The following is a 16,783-nucleotide window of genomic DNA, read 5'->3' on the forward strand; positions in this document are numbered from 1 at the left end:
CGCGGGCCGCTTGAGGCGTGGCCCTATTAAATTCGGGATCCGTGGTGCTTTTTATGATGCCACGATTCCGATATTGTGAGGCCCTGCGTGTTGCGTCCGCCACGGCCGGCGGCGCGCGCTTAACCGGATGAGGCCCCGCCCAATGCAAGCCCGCGTCAATGCATTCCAACAACCCATCGGCCCCGACGTACCCGGCTGGACGGCACGCCCGCGCCCGCCGCTGACGCCGGCCATCGGCCGTTATTGCCGCCTGGAACCCTTGTCCGCCGAGCGCCATGCCGCGGATCTGTACCAGGCCTTCAGCCAGGCGCCGGACGATAGCGACTGGACCTACATGGGCGTTGGCCCGTTTGCCGACGCGGACGCCTACCGCGCCTTCGCCGAAGCCGCGCAGGCGGGCAACGACCCGCTGCATCACGCCATCATCGACCTGGAAACGGGCCGGGCCATCGGCACGCTGGCCTTGATGCGTATCGACCCGGCCAATGGCGTCATTGAAGTCGGCTTCGTGTCGTTCTCGCGCCGGCTCAAGCGCACCCGGATCGCCACCGAAGCGCAATTCCTGCTGATGCGCCGCGCGTTCGACGAGCTGGGCTACCGCCGTTATGAATGGAAGTGCGACAGCCTGAATGCGCCGTCGCGCCAGGCCGCCGCGCGGCTGGGCTTTCAGTTTGAAGGCATCTTCCGCCAGGCCACGGTCTACAAGGGCCGCAGCCGCGACACCGCCTGGTTCTCGATCATCGACAGCGAATGGCCCGCGCTGCGCGCCGCCTACGAGCGCTGGCTGGACCCCGCCAACTTCGACGCCGAAGGCAATCAACGCCAAAGCCTGTCTGAACTGACCGCCCGGGAAAAAGCCGCGTGCGCCTGATTCCGGTGGCGTTGGCCCTGTTCTGGGGGTTGAACTGGCCGGCGGTGAAAATCATCCTCGCCATCTTCCCGCCGTTCACGCTGCGCGTGCTGGGGCTGGGCAGCGGCGCGGTCCTGCTGTTGCTGCTGGCGCGCGCCAAGCGGTTGCCCCTGTTGCCGCCGCGCGATGCGTGGCCGGGCATCGTCGTGGGCGGCGTGCTGGCCGTGGCGGTCTTCAACCTGGCGGTGGCGTGGGCGCAGCTCAGCACCAGCACGTCGCGCGCGGCGGTGCTGACCTTCACGATGCCCATGATGTCGGCGCTGCTGGCCTGGCTGGTGCTGGGCGAACGGCTGGACCGACGGCGCGCGCTGGCGCTGATGCTGGGCGCCATCGGGGTGGCCATCCTGGCCTGGCCGGTGTTGCGCGCGGTGTTCGGGCAGCACGACCTGGCCGCCACCCGTGGCCTGGTGTTTCCGCTGGTGGCCGCGTTTGGTTGGGCGGCGGGCACGGTGTATCTGAAGCGCTGGCCGGTGGACGGCCACCGTATCGTCGTCACCGCATGGCAGTTGGCCGTGGGCGCCGCCTGTGCGCTGACGGGCGTGTTGATCGCCGGCGAGTCATTTCCTACCCAAGGCTGGAACGGCCGCATCGTGGCGGCGCTGTCGTTTCACATCATCCTGGGCACGGCGGTGGCCTACTGGCTGTGGTTCGTGCTGAGCGAACGCGTCAGCGCTACGGTGGCGGCGTTGACCACGTTGATGGTGCCGGTGGTGGGCGTGCTGGGCGCGATGGCCCTGGTGGGCGACCGGCCCGCCGCCGCCGATTGGTGGGGCTTTGCCTTTGTGCTGGCAGGCGCCGCGCTGATCGTGCTGAACCTGGGCCGGAGCCGGGGGTAGGCAGGGCCAGGGCGCCGAGAGAGCACAGCATGGGGTGCCGAGATAGGGCAGCAGGATGGGGCAGCAGGATAAAGCGGCCCTTGCCCGGATTGCCAGCTCAGTCCTGCCGCCTGCGCAGCCACTGCCTGACGACTTCGCCGCCGCTGACCAGGGTGATGCCCGACAGCACCAGCACCGCGCCGATGGCGAAGCCCGCGTCCAGCGGTTCATCCAGGATCAGCACGCCGAAGCTCACCCCGAACAGCGGCGTCATGAACGACAGGATCGACAGGCGCGACGCCAGGTAGCGGCGCAACAGCCAGAACCACGCCAGGTAACTGGACAAGGCCACGACCACCGCCTGGAACGCCACGCTGGTCAAGGCCGCCGTCGTGGGGCGGATGGTGTGCTGGCCGGTGACCACGGCATAGGCCAAGAGGCCCACCGCCGCCACCGCCATCTGATACAGCAAGGTCTTGGACGGGGCCGCCTCGGACAACGACGTTGCGCGGATGGCGACCGTGGTGGCGCCCCACAGCAAGCCCGCCGCCAATCCCATGGCGTCGCCCAGCAGCATGTTGGCGGCGCCGGCGGCTTCGCGCGGTGCGCCGCCCTTGAACAGGAACGCCACCGCAATACCGCCGAAAGCAATCGCGACCCCCAGCCATTGCAGCGGCTGCATGCGTTCTTCGGGCAGCAACCAATGCAGCCCCAGCGCGGCAAATATGGGCGCGGTGTACAGAAACACCGACATGTGCGAGGCCGTGGTGTACAGCAGCCCCTGCGCCACGAACAGGAATTCCGCGCCGAACAGCAAGCCGACAAGCAGGCCTGGCAGCGCCGTGCCGTCGCGCACGGCGCCCCGGCCTTCGGCGTGCCAGACCACCACCGCCAGCACCAGCGCGGCAAAGCTGGATCGCAGCGCAATCTGCATGATGGGCGCGATGTCGGCGGCCACCAGCTTGATGGCAATTTGCTGAAAGCCCCAGCACACGCACAGGGCCAGCATGCCGGTGGTGGCCAGCGTGTCCAGCGGCAAGCGCAGCGGTTTGGACGCGGGCGCCGTCACGGCAATTCGGCGGGGTAGCTGTCCAGCGCCAGGCCGATCTGTTGGCGCAAGTCCCATTCGGCCAGCGTCGATTGCACCGGCCCGAAAAAGGCGCCGTCGCGTGTCACAAACATGGCGGGCAGGTGAAAGACTTCGTAGCGCTCAACCAGGCCACGGTTGTCCCCGGCGTCCACCCAACAGACCCGTTCCACCGGCAGTTCCAGCGCGGGCAGCTGTTCGCGCGCAATGCGGCAGGTGCCGCAGGTGCGGCTATGGAAGACCAGCAGCGACAAGCCGGGCGCGTCCAGCAGGAAGCGGTCGGCGGTGCTGTCGTTCAGTTCTATCTGTTCCATGGGGATTCATCCGGGGCAAGGCAGCCATTATGGCAGCGCGCCGCCCCGTGGCCGGCGATAACCGTGGGGGCGGAATGGGTGTGGCGCGTCAGGCGCCGCGCAGCACGCGGTCCAGTTGCAGCACGGACTGATACAGCACGCGCGTGCCGTCCAGCAGCTGCGACGGTTCGATCCATTCTTCCGGGCAGTGGCTGCGGCCGTTCAGGCACGGGATGAAAATCATGCCGATGGGGCCGGTGGGCGCCATGTAGACGGCGTCGTGGCCGGCACCGCTGGGCAGGCGCATGGACGCGTAACCCAGCTGGTCCGCCGCCGCTTTCACGGCGTCCATCACCAGGGGTGAGCAGTCGGTGGGCTGGGCGCGGCTTAGTTGGGTGAAGCCGGCCGTCAGGCGCCACGCCTTCAGGTCGTCGGCGACGCCGGCCATCAATGTTTCGGGGAAGCTGTCCAGCACGGCGTTGCTGTCGCTGCGCATTTCCAGCGTCATCTCGACGCGGCCCGGCACGGCGTTGGCGGCGTTGGGCGTCATCGACAGCCGGCCCACGGTGGCCACCACGTAATGCGGGTTGCCGCTGGCGGCGCTGGCCTGGCGGCTGGCCGCGTCGATGATGCGTGCCGCGCCCACCAGGGCGTCGCGGCGGATGTCCATGGGCGTGGTGCCGGCGTGGTCGGGTTGGCCTTGCACCACGATCTGCACGCGGCGGATGCCAACGATGTTGGTGACCACGCCGATCGGCAGGCCACGGCTTTCCAGTACGGGGCCCTGTTCGATGTGCAGTTCGACGAAGGCCGCGGTGCCGCCCGCGCCACGCAGCGGTGCGCTCAACGCGGCGGGGTCGCCGCCGATGCGGGCGATGCCCTGGGCCAGCGATTCGCCGGCGGGGTTGCAGGCGGCCAGCATGTCCGCCGACAACTGGCCGCTAAGGGCGCGGCTGCCCACGCACGAGATGCCGTAGTCGCTGGGTTCTTCGGACAGGAAGTCGATGACTTCAAAAGGGTGGTCAAGTTCGATGCCGTGCTCGTTCAGCGTATGCGCGACTTCGATGCCGGCCAGCACGCCGATGATGCCGTCGAACCGTCCGCCTTCCATCACGGTGTCGCAGTGCGAGCCCGTGGCGATGGGCTTGCGCGACGGGTCGCGGCCGGCGCGCGTGCCGACCAGGTTGCCGCCCGCATCCAGGCGAGTCGCCAGGCCGGCCGCTTCGAACTGGCCACGCAGCCAGGCGCGGGCGTCGTCGAACAACGGCGAAAAGGCGCGTCGCGTCCAGGGGACATCGGGCAAGGTAAACCGGGACAACGCTTCAACGCGGGACCACAGGCGGTCGGCATTGAGGGGCGGGAAGGCGGGGGAAGGGGAAGTCGGATGCGGCATGAAAATTCCTGAAGATGCGCCAGGGATTATGTCATGGCGTGTTGGGCCTCCCGGGCTTCCCTCCCTGCCATGGTCTCAGCAGCGCTGCCGCCAGGACGGCTCGCGCTTTTCCAGGAAGGCCGCCACGCCTTCGCGCGCTTCGTCGGTGGCGCGGCACGCGGCGATGCGCTCGACCGTGTCGGCGATCAATTCGGCGTCGATGGCCCGACCCGCAAAATCGCGCACCAGCCGCTTGCTGGCCTTGACGGCGTCCGGCCCGTTGGCGCACAGCGCGCGGCAGAGGGCGTCGGCCGCGTCGGGCAGGGCGTCGGCCGGCACAACATCGTGCACCAGCCCCAGCCGCAGCGCGGTGGCGGCGTCGAAGCGTTCGGCTGTCAGGAAATACCGGTTGGCGGCGCGCTCGCCCATGGCGCGGATCACGTACGGGCTGATGGTGGCAGGCAGCAGCCCCAAGCGCGTTTCAGACAGGCAGAAATGCGCGCCATCCGCCGCGATAGCGATATCGCACGCCGACAGCAGCCCCATCCCGCCCGCGTAGGCGTCGCCGTTCACGCAGGCCACCACGGGTTTCGGGCACGTCCAGATCGTGTGCAGCATGTCGGCCAGTCGGGTCGCATCCTGGCGGTTGTCCGCATCGGTATGCGTGGCCATTTTGCGCATCCAGTTCAGATCGCCGCCCGCGCAGAACGCCTTGCCCGCACCCGTCAGCAATAACACTCGCACGTCGGGGTCGCGCGCGGCGTCACGCACGGCGTCGGTCAGCGCGGCGATCAGCGTTTCGTCGAAGGCGTTGCGCATGTCCGGCCGGTTCAGGGTCAGGCGAACGATGGCGCCATCGCGCGAGACATTCAGCGGGGCTGTCGAAGTCATGCGGGTCTCCTGGTTTGTTGATTTGTGCTCAAGAAATAGGGTGCTGCAACCGAAAGATTCTAGGACGGAATCGGGATTGCAGGGATGGGTTCGATATAAATATTGAGTTATCCTCAAAAAAATAACGGAGCGAGGCATGAACCCAGAATCGAATGTGCAGGCCAACCCCGCCATGGGCTCCGCCTCGGGCTTTACAGCAGACCCGACAGCGGGCGGCCAAGCCGCCACGTCGCGCTATGCGTCGGTGTTCAGACCGGGGCTTTTCGATGGCAAGACTGTTGTCGTGACAGGCGGCGGCAGCGGTCTGGGCCGTTGCACGGCGCACGAGCTCGCGTCGCTGGGCGCGAACCTGGCGCTGGTGGGCCGCAAGCTGGAAAAGCTGGAAGCGGTGGGCGCGGAAATCGCCCGCGTCTACCCCGAAGCCGCCGGCCGCGTCAGCCTGCACGCCTGCGACATTCGTGATGAAGCCGGCGTGCGCGGCGCGGTGGCGGACGTGCTGGCCCGGCACGGCGCCATCGATGGCTTGTTCAATTGCGCGGGCGGGCAGTTCCCCGCGCCGCTGGACCGCATCAGCCTGAACGGCTGGAACGCGGTCGTGCAAAACAACCTGCACGGCACCTTCCTGATGGCGCGCGAGGTCTACACCCAGCACATGCGCCGGCGCGGCGGGGCCATCGTCAACATGCTGGCCGATATCTGGGGCGGCATGCCCGGCATGGGGCATTCGGGCGCTGCCCGCGCCGGGGTCTGGAACCTGACCGAAACCGCCGCGTGCGAATGGGCGCATGCCGGCGTGCGCGTCAATGCGGTGGCGCCGGGCTGGATTGCCTCCAGCGGCATGGACAGCTACGACGACCACTACCGCGCGGTGCTGCGCGACCTGAAAACCAAGGTGCCGTTGCAACGCTTTGGCACCGAGGCCGAACTGGCCGCGGCCGTGGTGTTCCTGTTGTCGCCGGCGGCCGCCTTCATCAATGGCACGGTCATCCGCGTGGATGGCGGCGTGCCGAACGCACGCCATTCCTGGACCTTGCAGCCGGCCGAACGGGGCGAGGTCTACAACGGCTTTCCTCAGTACGTGCCGCCGTCCTTGTTTGCCGATGCGGGGGAGGGGGGCGGTGCAGAAGATGCAGGCGAAGCGGCGGGCGCGACCGATGCCGCGCGCGCAGCCGAAGCGAAACCCTCGGCCGATTCTTCCGACGCGTGAAGCCGGTGCAGGGCGTTGCGCACCTCGCCCCGAAACTGCGCCAGCGCCAGCGCGTCGCGGTGTGGCGGTTGCAGGGCCTGCCACAAGAACCCGACCAGCTGGTCGGCGGTGGTGGCCACGTCCACCCGCGCGCCGCGCAACATTGCGTCCCACAGCACATGCTCCATCGGGCCGTAAACCGTGGACCGCAACAACCGCAGGGGCATGTCTTGCCGGATGTCGCCATCAGCCTGCCCCTGTGCCAGGATGCGCATCAGCGGGGCGGTATAGCGCCGTTGCAGGGCCGCGTAGACCTCGCCGAAATCGTCGTTGCGCGCGCGCCCTTCGGACAGGATGAAGGCGCACAGCCCCGGCCCCTCGGCCAGCAGATGCCGCAAATGGGTATGCACAAGGTAATGCAGCTGCGCCCGCGCCCCGTGCACGTGTGGCAGGTTGTCTTCCACCTTGGCGATGATTTCGTCATACCAGTCGCCGATCACCCGCACGCACAATTCCCGCTTGCCGCCGAAGTACGTGAAGATCGTGGCTTCGGACACGCCCAGGCGCTGGGCGATCTCGGTGGTGGTGGCGGCCTGGAAGCCGGCCTCGGAAAACACCTGCCGGGCCATGTGCAGGATGTCCCGTATGCGCTGTTCGGACTTGGCGCTGGCGGGCGGGCGGCGGATCGGAACGACGGGAGTTTTTTCCATGCGAACGGCAAAAGGGCGGTGGGGCGAGGCTTATTATTGAGCCAGGGTCAAGCAAGTTCAGCAAGCCCTGGGCGATTTCCATAACAACATCAGAGACAAAACCATGCTGTCCCGAAAGGCATCCTACAAGCAGCTTGTGTCCGAATTCCAATGGCAGGTGCCGGACACCTACAACATTGGCGTGGACGCCTGCGACAAATGGGCGGACGGCAGCGGCCGCCTGGCGCTGATCTTCGAAAAAAGCGACGGCGCGCAAACCCGCTACTCGTTCGACGATATCAAGGCGCAATCGAACCGCCTGGCGCACAGCCTGATCCGCCATGGCGTGCGGCGCGGCGACCGCGTGGCCGTGTACCTGCCCCAGGCGCCCGAAACGGCGGTAACCCACATCGCCGTCTACAAAATGGGCGCGGTGGCGGTGCCGCTGTTCACGCTGTTCGGCGTGGACGCCATCCAGTACCGGCTGGCCAACAGCGGCGCGGTGGCGTTGGTGACCGACACCGAGGGCTGCCGCAAGCTGCGCGAGATACGCGCCAGCCTGCCCGGCCTGAAGGTCATTTATTGCATCGATGGGGATGGCGACGGCGATGACGCTGGCGACAACGACGGCGCCGCCGTGCCGTTCCACCCCGCACTGGCCGCGGAATCGGACGATTTCGAACCGGTCGCCACGCGCGCCGACGACCCCGCCGTGATCATCTACACGTCCGGCACCACCGGCAAGCCCAAGGGCGCGCTGCACGCGCATCGCGTCCTGCTGGGCCACTTGCCCGGCGTGGAAATGTCGCACGAATTCTTCCCCGAAAACGCCGCCCTGATGTGGACGCCGGCCGACTGGGCCTGGATCGGCGGGCTGCTGGACGTGCTGCTTCCGTCCTGGCATCACGGCGTGCCGGTCCTGGCCCGCCGCTTCGAGAAGTTCGACGGCAGCGCCGCGCTGGCGCTCATGGCGCGCCACGGCGTCACCCACACATTCCTGCCCCCCACCGCGCTGAAGATGATGCGCGGGTCCGCCTACCCGGATGGCGCCGGCCCGCTGGCGCTGCGCTCGGTGGCCAGCGGCGGGGAGTCGCTGGGCGCCGAGCTCATCGACTGGGGCCGCCGCGTGCTGGGCGTGACCATCAACGAGTTCTACGGCCAGACCGAATGCAACATGCTGGTGTCGTCGTGTTCGTCGCTGTTCGACCCGGAAATCGGTTCGATCGGCCGCGCCGCGCCCGGTCACCGGGTGGCTATTGTGGATGACCAGGGCGTTGAAGTGGCCGATGGACAGGAGGGCAACATCGGCGTATTGCGGCCGGACCCCGTCATGTTCCTGGGCTACTGGAATAACCCCGAGGCCACCGCCGAAAAGTTCGTGGGTGATTACCTGCTGACCGGCGACCTGGGCGTGCGCGACGCGCGTGGCTTTATCCGCTTTGTCGGCCGCAACGACGACGTCATCACCAGCGCGGGCTACCGCATCGGCCCCGCGCCCATCGAAGACTGCCTGATCGGCCACCCCGCCGTGCGCATGGCGGCGGTGGTGGGCGTGCCCGACGAGCAGCGCACCGAGATCGTCATGGCCTATGTCGTGTTGAATGATGGCGTCACCGGCGACGACGCCTTGGTGCGCGACTTGCAGGCGCATGTACGCACCCGCCTGGCCGCCCATGAATACCCGCGCGCCATCCGGTTTGTAACCAGTTTGCCAACCACGGCAACCGGCAAGATCATCCGCCGGGAGTTGCGCGACGGTAACTACCGTTGAGCTCGTCTCAACCCGTGACAATCTCGTCCATGAGGATGGGTTGACGGGTTGCCCCGCGCTGCAAGTATGATGGCGCAAATTACATACGGCCCCACGCAATTGGGGCCGTATCACCATTCGTCTAAGCATGGAGATAGCCCCAATGAATAAGCCATTGGATGGGGGGTTGGCTGCGTTGAACGTGCCCGCCTACGTCAAGCATCGCGGCCTGATCGACTGGGTAGCCAGTTTTGTAGCACTGGCCAAGCCCGACCGCGTGGTCTGGTGCGACGGTTCGCAGGAAGAATACGACCGCCTGTGTGAACAGATGGTTCAGGCCGGCACGATGCGCAGGCTCAACCCCGCCAAGCGGCCCAATTCCTTCCTGGCGTGCTCGGACCCGTCCGACGTGGCGCGCGTGGAAGACCGCACCTTCATCTGTTCCGACCGCGCCGAAGACGCCGGCCCCACCAACAACTGGGCCGATCCGGCTGAAATGCGCGACACGTTGAACGGCCTGTTCGACGGCGCCATGCGCGGCCGCACGCTGTACGTCGTGCCGTTCTCGATGGGCCCGTTAGGCTCGGACATCGCCCACATCGGCGTCGAACTGTCCGACAGCCCGTATGTGGTCGTGAACATGCGCATCATGACCCGCATGGGCAAGGCCGTGTACGACGTGCTGGGCACCGACGGCGACTTCGTGCCGTGCGTGCATTCCGTGGGCAAGCCGCTTGCCGCCGGCGAAGCCGACGTGCCGTGGCCGTGCAACCCCACCAAGTACATCGTGCATTTCCCCAAGAGCCGCGAAATCTGGAGCTTCGGCTCGGGCTATGGCGGCAACGCGCTGCTGGGCAAGAAGTGCTTCGCGTTGCGCATCGCGTCCACCATGGGCCGCGACCAGGGCTGGCTGGCCGAACACATGCTGATCCTGGGCGTTACCTCGCCCAAGGGCCGCAAGTATCACGTGGCCGCGGCATTCCCGTCGGCCTGCGGCAAGACCAACTTCGCCATGCTGATCCCGCCGCAGGGCATGGACGGCTGGAAGGTCACCACCATCGGCGACGACATCGCGTGGATCAAGCCCGGCCCCGAAGGCCGCCTGCACGCCATCAACCCGGAAGCGGGCTATTTTGGCGTGGCCCCGGGCACCAGCGAGCAGACCAACTTCAACGCGATGGCCACGCTCAAGGCCAACGTCATCTTCACCAACGTGGCGCTGACCGATGATGGCGACGTCTGGTGGGAAGGCATGACCGACACGCCGCCCGCGCACCTGATCGACTGGCAAGGCCAGGACTGGACGCCCGCCATCGCCCGCGAGACCGGCCGCAAGGCCGCGCACCCGAACGCGCGCTTCACCGCGCCGGCCGCGCAATGCCCGTCCATCGACCCCGAATGGGAAAACCCGAAGGGCGTGGTCATCGACGCGTTCATCTTCGGCGGCCGCCGCTCGACCACCGTGCCGCTGGTGACCGAGGCCCGCAGCTGGGTGGAAGGCGTGTACATGGCCGCGACCATGGGCTCGGAAACCACCGCCGCCGCCGTCGGGCAGCAGGGCGTGGTGCGCCGCGACCCCTTCGCCATGCTGCCGTTCTGCGGCTACAACATGAGCGACTACTTCAACCACTGGCTCAAGCTGGGCAAGCAACTGGAAGCCACCGGCGCCACCTTGCCGCGCATTTACTGCGTCAACTGGTTCCGCAAGGGTCCCGACGGCAAGTTCGTCTGGCCGGGCTTTGGCGAAAACATGCGCGTGCTGCGCTGGATGCTGGGCCGTATCGACGGCGAATCCAAGGGTGTGGACCAGGTGTTCGGCGTATCGCCGAGCTACCAGGACATCGACTGGACCGGCCTGGAGTTCACGCCCGACAAGTTCGATCAGGTCATGTCGGTGGACGCCGACGCCTGGCGCGACGAGCTGGCGCTGCACCACGAACTGTTCGGCCAATTGTCCCAAGGCTTGCCGGAAGACCTGCCCGCCACCAAGACCAAGATCGAAGGCCGTCTGGCCGCCTGAGTCTGACTTGGTCCTAGAAGCCCGCGTGCCCGGTAGGCGCGCGGGCTTTTCTATTTCATGATGGGCGCTTCGTTGGGAATCTAAGGAGTAGTCGTCGTGACGAAGTGGAATCTGGGCGAATCCGGCAGTCGGGCAGGCCGCGCAATGCCCGCCGATGCAGCACCGGCGCGTGCGCTGCACATGGCCATCGTGGCGGATATGGAATCCTTCCTGATGCAGCTGGATGTCGGCCTCGCGTTCGTGGCCAGGCAAAAGCGCCTGCGCATCGACAACGACGACCACACCCTGGACTTGCTGTTCTTTCACCGCAAGCTTCGCCGGCTGGTGGCCCTTGTCATGACGCTGGACGAGTCCTGCGTCATCAGCGAGCGGCAGATGGAATCTTGCCTGCGCTGGCTGGACAAATCCGACCGCCGGGCCGAAGAAGCGACGCCGCTGGGCATGATCCTGTGCGCCGGCACGCAAACCGAATACATCCAGCTGCTTGCGCTGACGCCGTCCGGCGTGGAAGCGGCGCAATATCCCACCGACCTGCCACCCCGCGCGGTGCTGGCGCAGCGCTTGCAGCAGGCGGCGCGGCGCGCCCGGGCGCGACTTGAGCAACGCGCGTCGCAATCGAGCACAATGCCGTCATGAAACTCGATCCGGAAGACTTGGCCAAGATTACCGCGCTGACCTTGGCGAACTACGAAGAGAACGCCGAGGCGTTCGCGGCCAACACGCGTGGACACGATGTCACGCAGAACATTGCCGCGCTGCTGCGCCACATCCGTGTCGAGCCGCCGTACGACATCCTGGATCTGGGCTGCGGCCCCGGCCGCGACCTGATGGCGTTCGCCGCGCTGGGCCATCGGCCGGTGGGGCTGGATGGTACGCAAAGCTTCGTCAAGATGGCGCGCGCCGCGTCCGGCTGCGAGGTCTGGCACCAGGACTTCCTGCAACTGTCGCTGCCCGCCGAACGTTTTGACGGCATCTTCGCCAACGCCGTGTTGTTCCACGTGCCCGGCCAGGAATTGCCGCGCGTGCTGCGCGAGCTATGGTCCGCGCTGCGGCCCGGCGGCGTGCTGTTCTGCTCAAACCCTCGTGGCGGCAACCAGGAAGGCTGGAACCGTGGGCGCTACGGCGCGTACCACGACCTGGAAGGCTGGCGCGCGCTGATGGAGGGTGCCGGCTTCGAAGAACTGGAACACTATTACCGCCCCGACGGCCTGCCGCGCGACCAGCAGCCGTGGCTGGCGACGGTATGGCGCCGTCCGGGGTAAGGCGCCGGGTTCAACTGCCGGCTTCCTGGCGCCGGTCGCCCGAAGCCGGTCGCCCGAAGTCGATCTCCCGCCGCCGGTCGCCCGAAGCCGGTCGCCCGCCGCCGGTCGCCCAAAGCCGGTTCCACGGCCTTGCGCGGTTACTGGACGGGGCGGTTCAACGGATGCGCGATGCCTCCGTCGCCATAGCTTGTGATGACTTCGGCGATGACCACCTGATAACCGCGTAGCCACTTGGCCTGCTGTCGTTTGGCCTTGAGGTGGTCCTTGTGGTCGATCAGCTGCTGCAGGGCTTCGCGGTTGCTCCAGTAATACACGTTGGATACCAGGCCCGTCGCCGGATTTTCCCAGGCTTCCTCGCCCAGATAGCCGGGAATGGACCGCGCGATGGCCGCGATGGCGTTGTCCATTTCGTGGAAGGCGCTGTCGTACTCGCCGGGCATGAATGTGAAGGTTGCGGTGTACATGAATACGGGAAAGAGAAACCAGGTGGGAAAAAGGCGAGACTATCACCTGCTTCACCCCGCGTGCGATCCCCACCCTTGCCCGTCACACCCTTCTGCATCAATGCATCTGCCCGTAGCGCCCGGCGTTGAAGTCCTGGATGGCTTCGACGATCTGTGCTTGCGTGTTCATCACGAAGGGGCCATAGCCCACCACGGGTTCATCGATGGGCTCGCCGCTCAAGACCAGGAACACCGCGTCGTTGTTGGCTTCAACGGTGATGTCTTCGCCGTCTTGTGAAAACAACGCCAGCTGCGCGTCGCGCGCCACGGATTCGCCGTTGATGAGCAGCGTGCCGCGCAACACCACCAGCATGCTGTTGCGGCCCGCGGCGACCGGGAAGGTCGCGGACTTGCCCGCCTTCAGGCGCACGTCCCACACGTCCATCGGCGTGAAGGTGCGGGCCGGGCCGGCGTGGCCGTCGAAGTTGCCCGCGATGACGCGGACGCTGCCTGCCTCGTCCGGCAATGCCGCCACCGGAATGTCCGCGTTCAAGATGCCTTGATAGCCCGCCGCCGCGCCCTTGTCCTTGGCCGGCAGGTTGACCCACAGCTGCACCATTTCCAGCTCGCCACCGGTGCGCGTGAACGCCGGGGAATGGAATTCCTCATGCAGGATGCCCGAGGCGGCCGTCATCCATTGCACGTCGCCCGGGCCGATGACGCCGCCGTTGCCGGTGGAGTCCCGATGCTCGACCTCGCCGCTGTAGACGATGGTGACGGTTTCAAAACCGCGATGGGGATGCTGGCCCACGCCGCGCGGGTGGTCGGCCGGCTCGAACTTCGCCGGGCCGGCGTAATCCAGCAGCAAGAAGGGGCTGACATTCTTGCCCTTGTCGTTGTACGAGAACATCGAGCGCACGGGGAACCCGTCGCCGACCCAGTGGGGGCGGGGGGCGGCGTGCAGGCCGAGGATCTTTTTCATGGCGTCTATTCCTATTGCGCGGCCCCTTCGGAGCCGTTCGTCATGGGGATAAAGGTTAGGGCGGAACAGGGCTTTCAGTAGTTCGGATTTTGATAAGGACTGTTCCATGAATCGGACGACCCCCGGCCTTGTCTTGCGCGGATCCTGAAGAACGGCGGCTCATTCTTAGGGCTATCAGCCAGAAGAACGAGGCGCCATTTTTTAAGAATAATCCGATTTTTCGCACGGGCTTGTCTCCCTATCGTGAAGCCCTTGCCGCCGGACGCACGACGTTGCCCGGCCCGGCTTTTCTTCTTGCCACCCGATATCCGACACCCAATACCTGACGCCCAGATCCATGACGACCCCTCTGCTTTCCCGCCTCCGTTCCCACGCCGCGCACCTGTCCGTGGCCGCCGTCGCCCTGGCCGTGGGGGTGCTGACCGGCAAGATCTGGATGCTGTGGCAGGCGCTGTCCTGACCCGGCATTGCGCCCGCCGGCGGTATCCCGCCTTGAGCCCGCCGGCGGTATCCCGCTTTCATCCGACCGGCGTATCGCCGCTTCGGCCAGCTGGCGTATCCTGCCGCCATGAAACCTGACGAGACTCTCGCGCCCGACGGCCCCACCGACCATGTCCGGGGCTTTGCGCCGGTTGCCGCGCCCGATGCGCGGGTGTTGGTGCTGGGGTCTATGCCGGGGGTGGCTTCGTTACGCCAGGCGCGCTATTACGGCCACCCACGCAACGCGTTCTGGCCCATTGCGGCCCAGGTGCTGGGCTTTGATGCGGCGCTGGAATACCCGCAGCGGCTGCAAGCGCTGCGCGCCGCGGGCGTCGCGCTGTGGGACGTGCTGGATGCCTGCGAGCGGCCGGGCAGCCTGGATGCCGACATCCGCCACGACACCCTGGTGCCCAATGATTTCGCGGCCTTTTTCGACGCCCACCCGGCCGTCGCGCGCGTGTGTTTCAACGGGGCCAAGGCCGGGGCGCTGTATCGGCGGTACGTGCTGCCGACGTTGCCGCCGCAGGCACGCGCGCTGGACTACGTGGACCTGCCATCGACCAGCCCGGCCCATGCCGCCGCGTCCTTCGACATGAAGCTGGCAGCCTGGCGCGCCGCGCTGACTTTGTAATCCCGGCCATCGGTTACGGGGGAAAGGGCGCACGGATCTCTGTCCCCGATTTGATTCAGATCAACGGTCTATATAACTTGCGGTGATAAGGTAATAACAACAAGAAGTTACCTGTCCGGAGTTATCCGCAATGCCCCCATCCCCCGTCTCTTCCGACCCCCCTTTGCGGGGTAAACGCGGCTTCCTCAAAGGGCTGCTCGGCCTTGGCGCCGCCGCCACCGTCATCCCCATCCACGCCGAAGCCACAGGCCTGAACGGCCAGCCGCCGCGCCGCCCCGGCATGGCGGGCAAGCGCTACGGCATGGTCGTCGACATGCGCAAGTGCATTGGCTGCCAGTCCTGCACGGTCAGCTGTTCACTGGAAAACCTGCCGCCCATCGGCCAGTTCCGCACCACCGTCCTGCAATACGAAGTGACTCCCGACGATGGCGGCCCGTGCGCCATGGTGATGCTGCCGCGCCTGTGCAACCACTGCGACAACCCGCCCTGTGTGCCGGTCTGCCCGGTGCAGGCCACGTTTCAGCGCGAAGACGGCATCGTGCTGGTCGACAACGAACGCTGCGTGGGCTGCGCCTATTGCGTGCAAGCTTGTCCGTACGACGCCCGCTTCATCAACCACGACACGCAAACGGCCGACAAATGCACGTTCTGCGAGCACCGGCTGGAAGCCGGGCTGCTGCCGGCGTGCGTGGAAAGCTGCGTGGGCGGCGCGCGCGTCATCGGCGACATGAACGACCCGGACAGCGCCATCTCGAAGCTGCTGGTGGAGCACAAGGCCGACATCAAGGTGCTGAAACCTGAAATGAAGACCGACCCCCACGTCTACTACATCGGCTTGCCCGATGCGTTCGTCCACCAGGTCGACGGCCAGGCCGGCGTGCGCCTGGCTGGCGGACATTGAGCCATCAAAGGGGACTTTCATGCAGATCTCGGAATTGCTCACGCCGGTTTACGACGCCGCCTGGCTGCCTTGGGCCGTGCAGTATTTCTTTCTTATCGGCATCGCGGCCACCACGGCGCTGACCGCCGCCTTCGCCGCTTTCGGCCAGGCGGGGTCGCCGTTGCGCCGTTTGTTGCCGGCCGCCGTGGCCGTGCTGCTGGTCAGCGCCATCGCCGCGCCAGTTTCTCTGCTAGCCGACTTGCATCAGCCCGGCCGATTCTGGCACTTCTATGCGCACCTGACGCCCTGGTCGTGGATGTGGCTGGGCGCCTTGTTGCTGCCTGTATTCGTCGGCCTGTCGGTGCTGTTTTGCGCGGCGTGGTGGTGGGGGCGCATCGGTTGGCTGCGCGTGTTGGCGGTCGGGCTGGCGCTGTCTGCCGCGTCCATCCTGGTCTACACCGGCGCCGAAGTCATGGTGCTGCGGTCGCGGCCCCTGTGGCACACGGCGTTCCTGCCCGTGAACTTCGCGTTGACGGCCTGGCTGGGCGCGTTGGGCGCCATGTTCCTGGTGGGCCGCTGGTTGCCCGGCGGCATGAAGGCCTTGCCGGTGGAGACGTTGCGCGGGCTGAGCTTGTCCGCCGTGATTTTGATGGCGGTGGGCGCGGGCGCCTGGGCGGGCTTGGGCCTGTTGGGCGCGGACCCGTCGTTTGACGCGGCGTTGCGGCTGTTCGCCGACTTTCCCATCTGGCGCATCAGCCTGGCGGGCGCGGTTATCACGGGCCTTTGCATGATTGCGTTGTTGCAACGGCCGGCCCAAGCGCTTGCCGCACCGCTGCCCTCGGCCACGTTGGCGCTGATGATGCTGGGCGCCGCCTGGATCTTCCGCTGGGTGGTCTTCATGAGCGTGCAGGGCGTGCCCAAGTATGGCGCGGGCCTGTATCTGTACGACATGCCGTGGGGCAGCGATGGGCTGCTGGGCATGGTTGGGGTGCTGGGGCTGTGCGCGGCGCTGATCACGGCGGTGACCTGGGCCCTGGAAAGCTACCCGGCGCGCAAGCGCGGCTTGGCGGGCTGACCGCAATGGAACACGAA

The 16,783-nt window shown here is 66.8% G+C and carries 17 protein-coding genes and 1 pseudogene; 11 read left to right on the forward strand and 7 right to left on the reverse strand.

Annotated features, from left to right (window positions below):
• Positions 1-142: 142 nt before the first annotated feature.
• Entirely contained in the window at positions 143-871 is a 729-nt protein-coding gene (locus tag DVB37_RS09510; RefSeq protein ID WP_120154798.1) for a GNAT family N-acetyltransferase, read from the forward strand.
• Positions 862-1,746 carry a DMT family transporter gene (locus tag DVB37_RS09515; RefSeq protein WP_120154800.1) on the forward strand — a complete coding sequence of 295 codons (885 nt, stop codon included), beginning with the start codon at positions 862-864 and terminating at the stop codon, positions 1,744-1,746. The genes DVB37_RS09510 and DVB37_RS09515 overlap by 10 nt, the downstream gene beginning before the upstream one ends.
• Before the next feature lie 97 nt (positions 1,747-1,843).
• Here the strand turns inward: DVB37_RS09515 and DVB37_RS09520 are convergent, their stop codons facing one another.
• The 4 genes from DVB37_RS09520 to DVB37_RS09535 all read right to left on the reverse strand — a co-directional run bounded on the left by DVB37_RS09520 (position 1,844) and on the right by DVB37_RS09535 (position 5,368).
• Positions 1,844-2,734, reverse strand: a complete 891-nt coding sequence (locus DVB37_RS09520; protein ID WP_162941316.1) for a DMT family transporter — start codon at positions 2,732-2,734, stop codon at positions 1,844-1,846.
• Positions 2,735-2,790: 56 nt separating this feature from the next.
• Positions 2,791-3,126: a co-chaperone YbbN gene (locus tag DVB37_RS09525; RefSeq protein ID WP_046804551.1), complete on the reverse strand. Its 336-nt coding sequence runs from the start codon at positions 3,124-3,126 to the stop codon at positions 2,791-2,793.
• 88 nt (positions 3,127-3,214) lie between these two features.
• Positions 3,215-4,498 (reverse strand): Zn-dependent hydrolase, encoded by a 1,284-nt coding sequence (locus DVB37_RS09530; protein ID WP_120154804.1) that lies wholly within the window; start codon positions 4,496-4,498, stop codon positions 3,215-3,217.
• A gap of 75 nt (positions 4,499-4,573) precedes the next feature.
• Entirely contained in the window at positions 4,574-5,368 is a 795-nt protein-coding gene (locus DVB37_RS09535; RefSeq protein WP_120154806.1) for an enoyl-CoA hydratase/isomerase family protein, read from the reverse strand.
• A gap of 172 nt (positions 5,369-5,540) precedes the next feature.
• Between DVB37_RS09535 and DVB37_RS09540 the strand changes: the two genes are divergently transcribed.
• Positions 5,541-6,575, forward strand: coding sequence for an SDR family oxidoreductase (locus DVB37_RS09540; RefSeq protein WP_240434137.1), 1,035 nt, complete (start codon positions 5,541-5,543; stop codon positions 6,573-6,575).
• On the opposite strand, the pseudogene DVB37_RS09545 reads toward DVB37_RS09540, so the two are convergent.
• Positions 6,548-7,264: pseudogene (locus tag DVB37_RS09545) on the reverse strand (TetR/AcrR family transcriptional regulator); the annotation flags it as partial. The gene DVB37_RS09540 and the pseudogene DVB37_RS09545 sit on opposite strands and share 28 nt — an antisense overlap.
• A gap of 103 nt (positions 7,265-7,367) precedes the next feature.
• Here DVB37_RS09545 and DVB37_RS09550 point away from each other — a divergent pair.
• The 4 genes from DVB37_RS09550 (at position 7,368) to DVB37_RS09565 (ending at position 12,275) form a co-directional block, all read left to right on the forward strand.
• Complete coding sequence (locus DVB37_RS09550; RefSeq protein WP_120154808.1) at positions 7,368-9,014, forward strand: acyl-CoA synthetase; 1,647 nt, start codon at positions 7,368-7,370, stop codon at positions 9,012-9,014.
• A 142-nt stretch (positions 9,015-9,156) separates the two neighbouring features.
• Positions 9,157-11,013 carry a phosphoenolpyruvate carboxykinase (GTP) gene (locus DVB37_RS09555; protein ID WP_120154811.1) on the forward strand — a complete coding sequence of 619 codons (1,857 nt, stop codon included), beginning with the start codon at positions 9,157-9,159 and terminating at the stop codon, positions 11,011-11,013.
• A gap of 96 nt (positions 11,014-11,109) precedes the next feature.
• On the forward strand, positions 11,110-11,649 hold the full coding sequence (locus tag DVB37_RS09560) for a PDDEXK nuclease domain-containing protein (protein WP_162941184.1): 540 nt from the start codon (positions 11,110-11,112) through the stop codon (positions 11,647-11,649).
• A complete protein-coding gene (locus DVB37_RS09565) occupies positions 11,646-12,275 on the forward strand; it encodes a class I SAM-dependent methyltransferase (RefSeq protein WP_120154815.1) in 630 nt (209 codons plus the stop codon). Before DVB37_RS09560 ends, DVB37_RS09565 begins: the two co-directional genes overlap by 4 nt.
• A gap of 137 nt (positions 12,276-12,412) precedes the next feature.
• Here DVB37_RS09565 and DVB37_RS09570 read toward each other — a convergent pair whose 3' ends face one another.
• On the reverse strand, positions 12,413-12,739 hold the full coding sequence (locus tag DVB37_RS09570) for an antibiotic biosynthesis monooxygenase (RefSeq protein WP_046804557.1): 327 nt from the start codon (positions 12,737-12,739) through the stop codon (positions 12,413-12,415).
• 97 nt (positions 12,740-12,836) lie between these two features.
• Positions 12,837-13,700 (reverse strand): pirin family protein, encoded by an 864-nt coding sequence (locus tag DVB37_RS09575; RefSeq protein ID WP_046804566.1) that lies wholly within the window; start codon positions 13,698-13,700, stop codon positions 12,837-12,839.
• Between the two features lie 337 nt (positions 13,701-14,037).
• Here DVB37_RS09575 and DVB37_RS28835 point away from each other — a divergent pair, with 337 nt between their 5' ends.
• The 4 genes from DVB37_RS28835 to nrfD all read left to right on the forward strand — a co-directional run bounded on the left by DVB37_RS28835 (position 14,038) and on the right by nrfD (position 16,766).
• A complete protein-coding gene (locus DVB37_RS28835) occupies positions 14,038-14,160 on the forward strand; it encodes a hypothetical protein (protein ID WP_256374250.1) in 123 nt (40 codons plus the stop codon).
• Between the two features lie 210 nt (positions 14,161-14,370).
• Positions 14,371-14,811, forward strand: a complete 441-nt coding sequence (locus DVB37_RS09580; protein WP_240434138.1) for a DNA-deoxyinosine glycosylase — start codon at positions 14,371-14,373, stop codon at positions 14,809-14,811.
• Positions 14,812-14,941: 130 nt separating this feature from the next.
• Positions 14,942-15,712 carry a sulfate reduction electron transfer complex DsrMKJOP subunit DsrO gene (dsrO, locus tag DVB37_RS09585; RefSeq protein WP_046804567.1) on the forward strand — a complete coding sequence of 257 codons (771 nt, stop codon included), beginning with the start codon at positions 14,942-14,944 and terminating at the stop codon, positions 15,710-15,712.
• 19 nt (positions 15,713-15,731) lie between these two features.
• Complete coding sequence (nrfD, locus tag DVB37_RS09590) at positions 15,732-16,766, forward strand: NrfD/PsrC family molybdoenzyme membrane anchor subunit (RefSeq protein WP_120154819.1); 1,035 nt, start codon at positions 15,732-15,734, stop codon at positions 16,764-16,766.
• Positions 16,767-16,783: the final 17 nt, after the last annotated feature.

Source organism: Achromobacter sp. B7 (assembly GCF_003600685.1).
Lineage (GTDB): Bacteria > Pseudomonadota > Gammaproteobacteria > Burkholderiales > Burkholderiaceae_B > Achromobacter > Achromobacter spanius_B.

Bases quoted from the DNA above. Each gene is read 5' to 3' on its own strand.
- DVB37_RS09510 (WP_120154798.1), top strand. From the start codon at position 143: ATGCAAGCCCGCGTCAATGCATTCCAACAACCCATCGGCCCCGACGTA.
- DVB37_RS09570 (WP_046804557.1), bottom strand. From the start codon at position 12,739: ATGTACACCGCAACCTTCACATTCATGCCCGGCGAGTACGACAGCGCC.
- DVB37_RS09540 (WP_240434137.1), top strand. From the start codon at position 5,541: ATGGGCTCCGCCTCGGGCTTTACAGCAGACCCGACAGCGGGCGGCCAA.
- DVB37_RS09520 (WP_162941316.1), bottom strand. From the start codon at position 2,734: ATGCTGGCCCTGTGCGTGTGCTGGGGCTTTCAGCAAATTGCCATCAAG.
- DVB37_RS09550 (WP_120154808.1), top strand. From the start codon at position 7,368: ATGCTGTCCCGAAAGGCATCCTACAAGCAGCTTGTGTCCGAATTCCAA.
- DVB37_RS09525 (WP_046804551.1), bottom strand. From the start codon at position 3,126: ATGGAACAGATAGAACTGAACGACAGCACCGCCGACCGCTTCCTGCTG.
- DVB37_RS09555 (WP_120154811.1), top strand. From the start codon at position 9,157: ATGAATAAGCCATTGGATGGGGGGTTGGCTGCGTTGAACGTGCCCGCC.
- nrfD (WP_120154819.1), top strand. From the start codon at position 15,732: ATGCAGATCTCGGAATTGCTCACGCCGGTTTACGACGCCGCCTGGCTG.
- DVB37_RS28835 (WP_256374250.1), top strand. From the start codon at position 14,038: ATGACGACCCCTCTGCTTTCCCGCCTCCGTTCCCACGCCGCGCACCTG.
- DVB37_RS09580 (WP_240434138.1), top strand. From the start codon at position 14,371: ATGCCGGGGGTGGCTTCGTTACGCCAGGCGCGCTATTACGGCCACCCA.
- DVB37_RS09565 (WP_120154815.1), top strand. From the start codon at position 11,646: ATGAAACTCGATCCGGAAGACTTGGCCAAGATTACCGCGCTGACCTTG.
- dsrO (WP_046804567.1), top strand. From the start codon at position 14,942: ATGCCCCCATCCCCCGTCTCTTCCGACCCCCCTTTGCGGGGTAAACGC.
- DVB37_RS09575 (WP_046804566.1), bottom strand. From the start codon at position 13,700: ATGAAAAAGATCCTCGGCCTGCACGCCGCCCCCCGCCCCCACTGGGTC.
- DVB37_RS09535 (WP_120154806.1), bottom strand. From the start codon at position 5,368: ATGACTTCGACAGCCCCGCTGAATGTCTCGCGCGATGGCGCCATCGTT.
- DVB37_RS09530 (WP_120154804.1), bottom strand. From the start codon at position 4,498: ATGCCGCATCCGACTTCCCCTTCCCCCGCCTTCCCGCCCCTCAATGCC.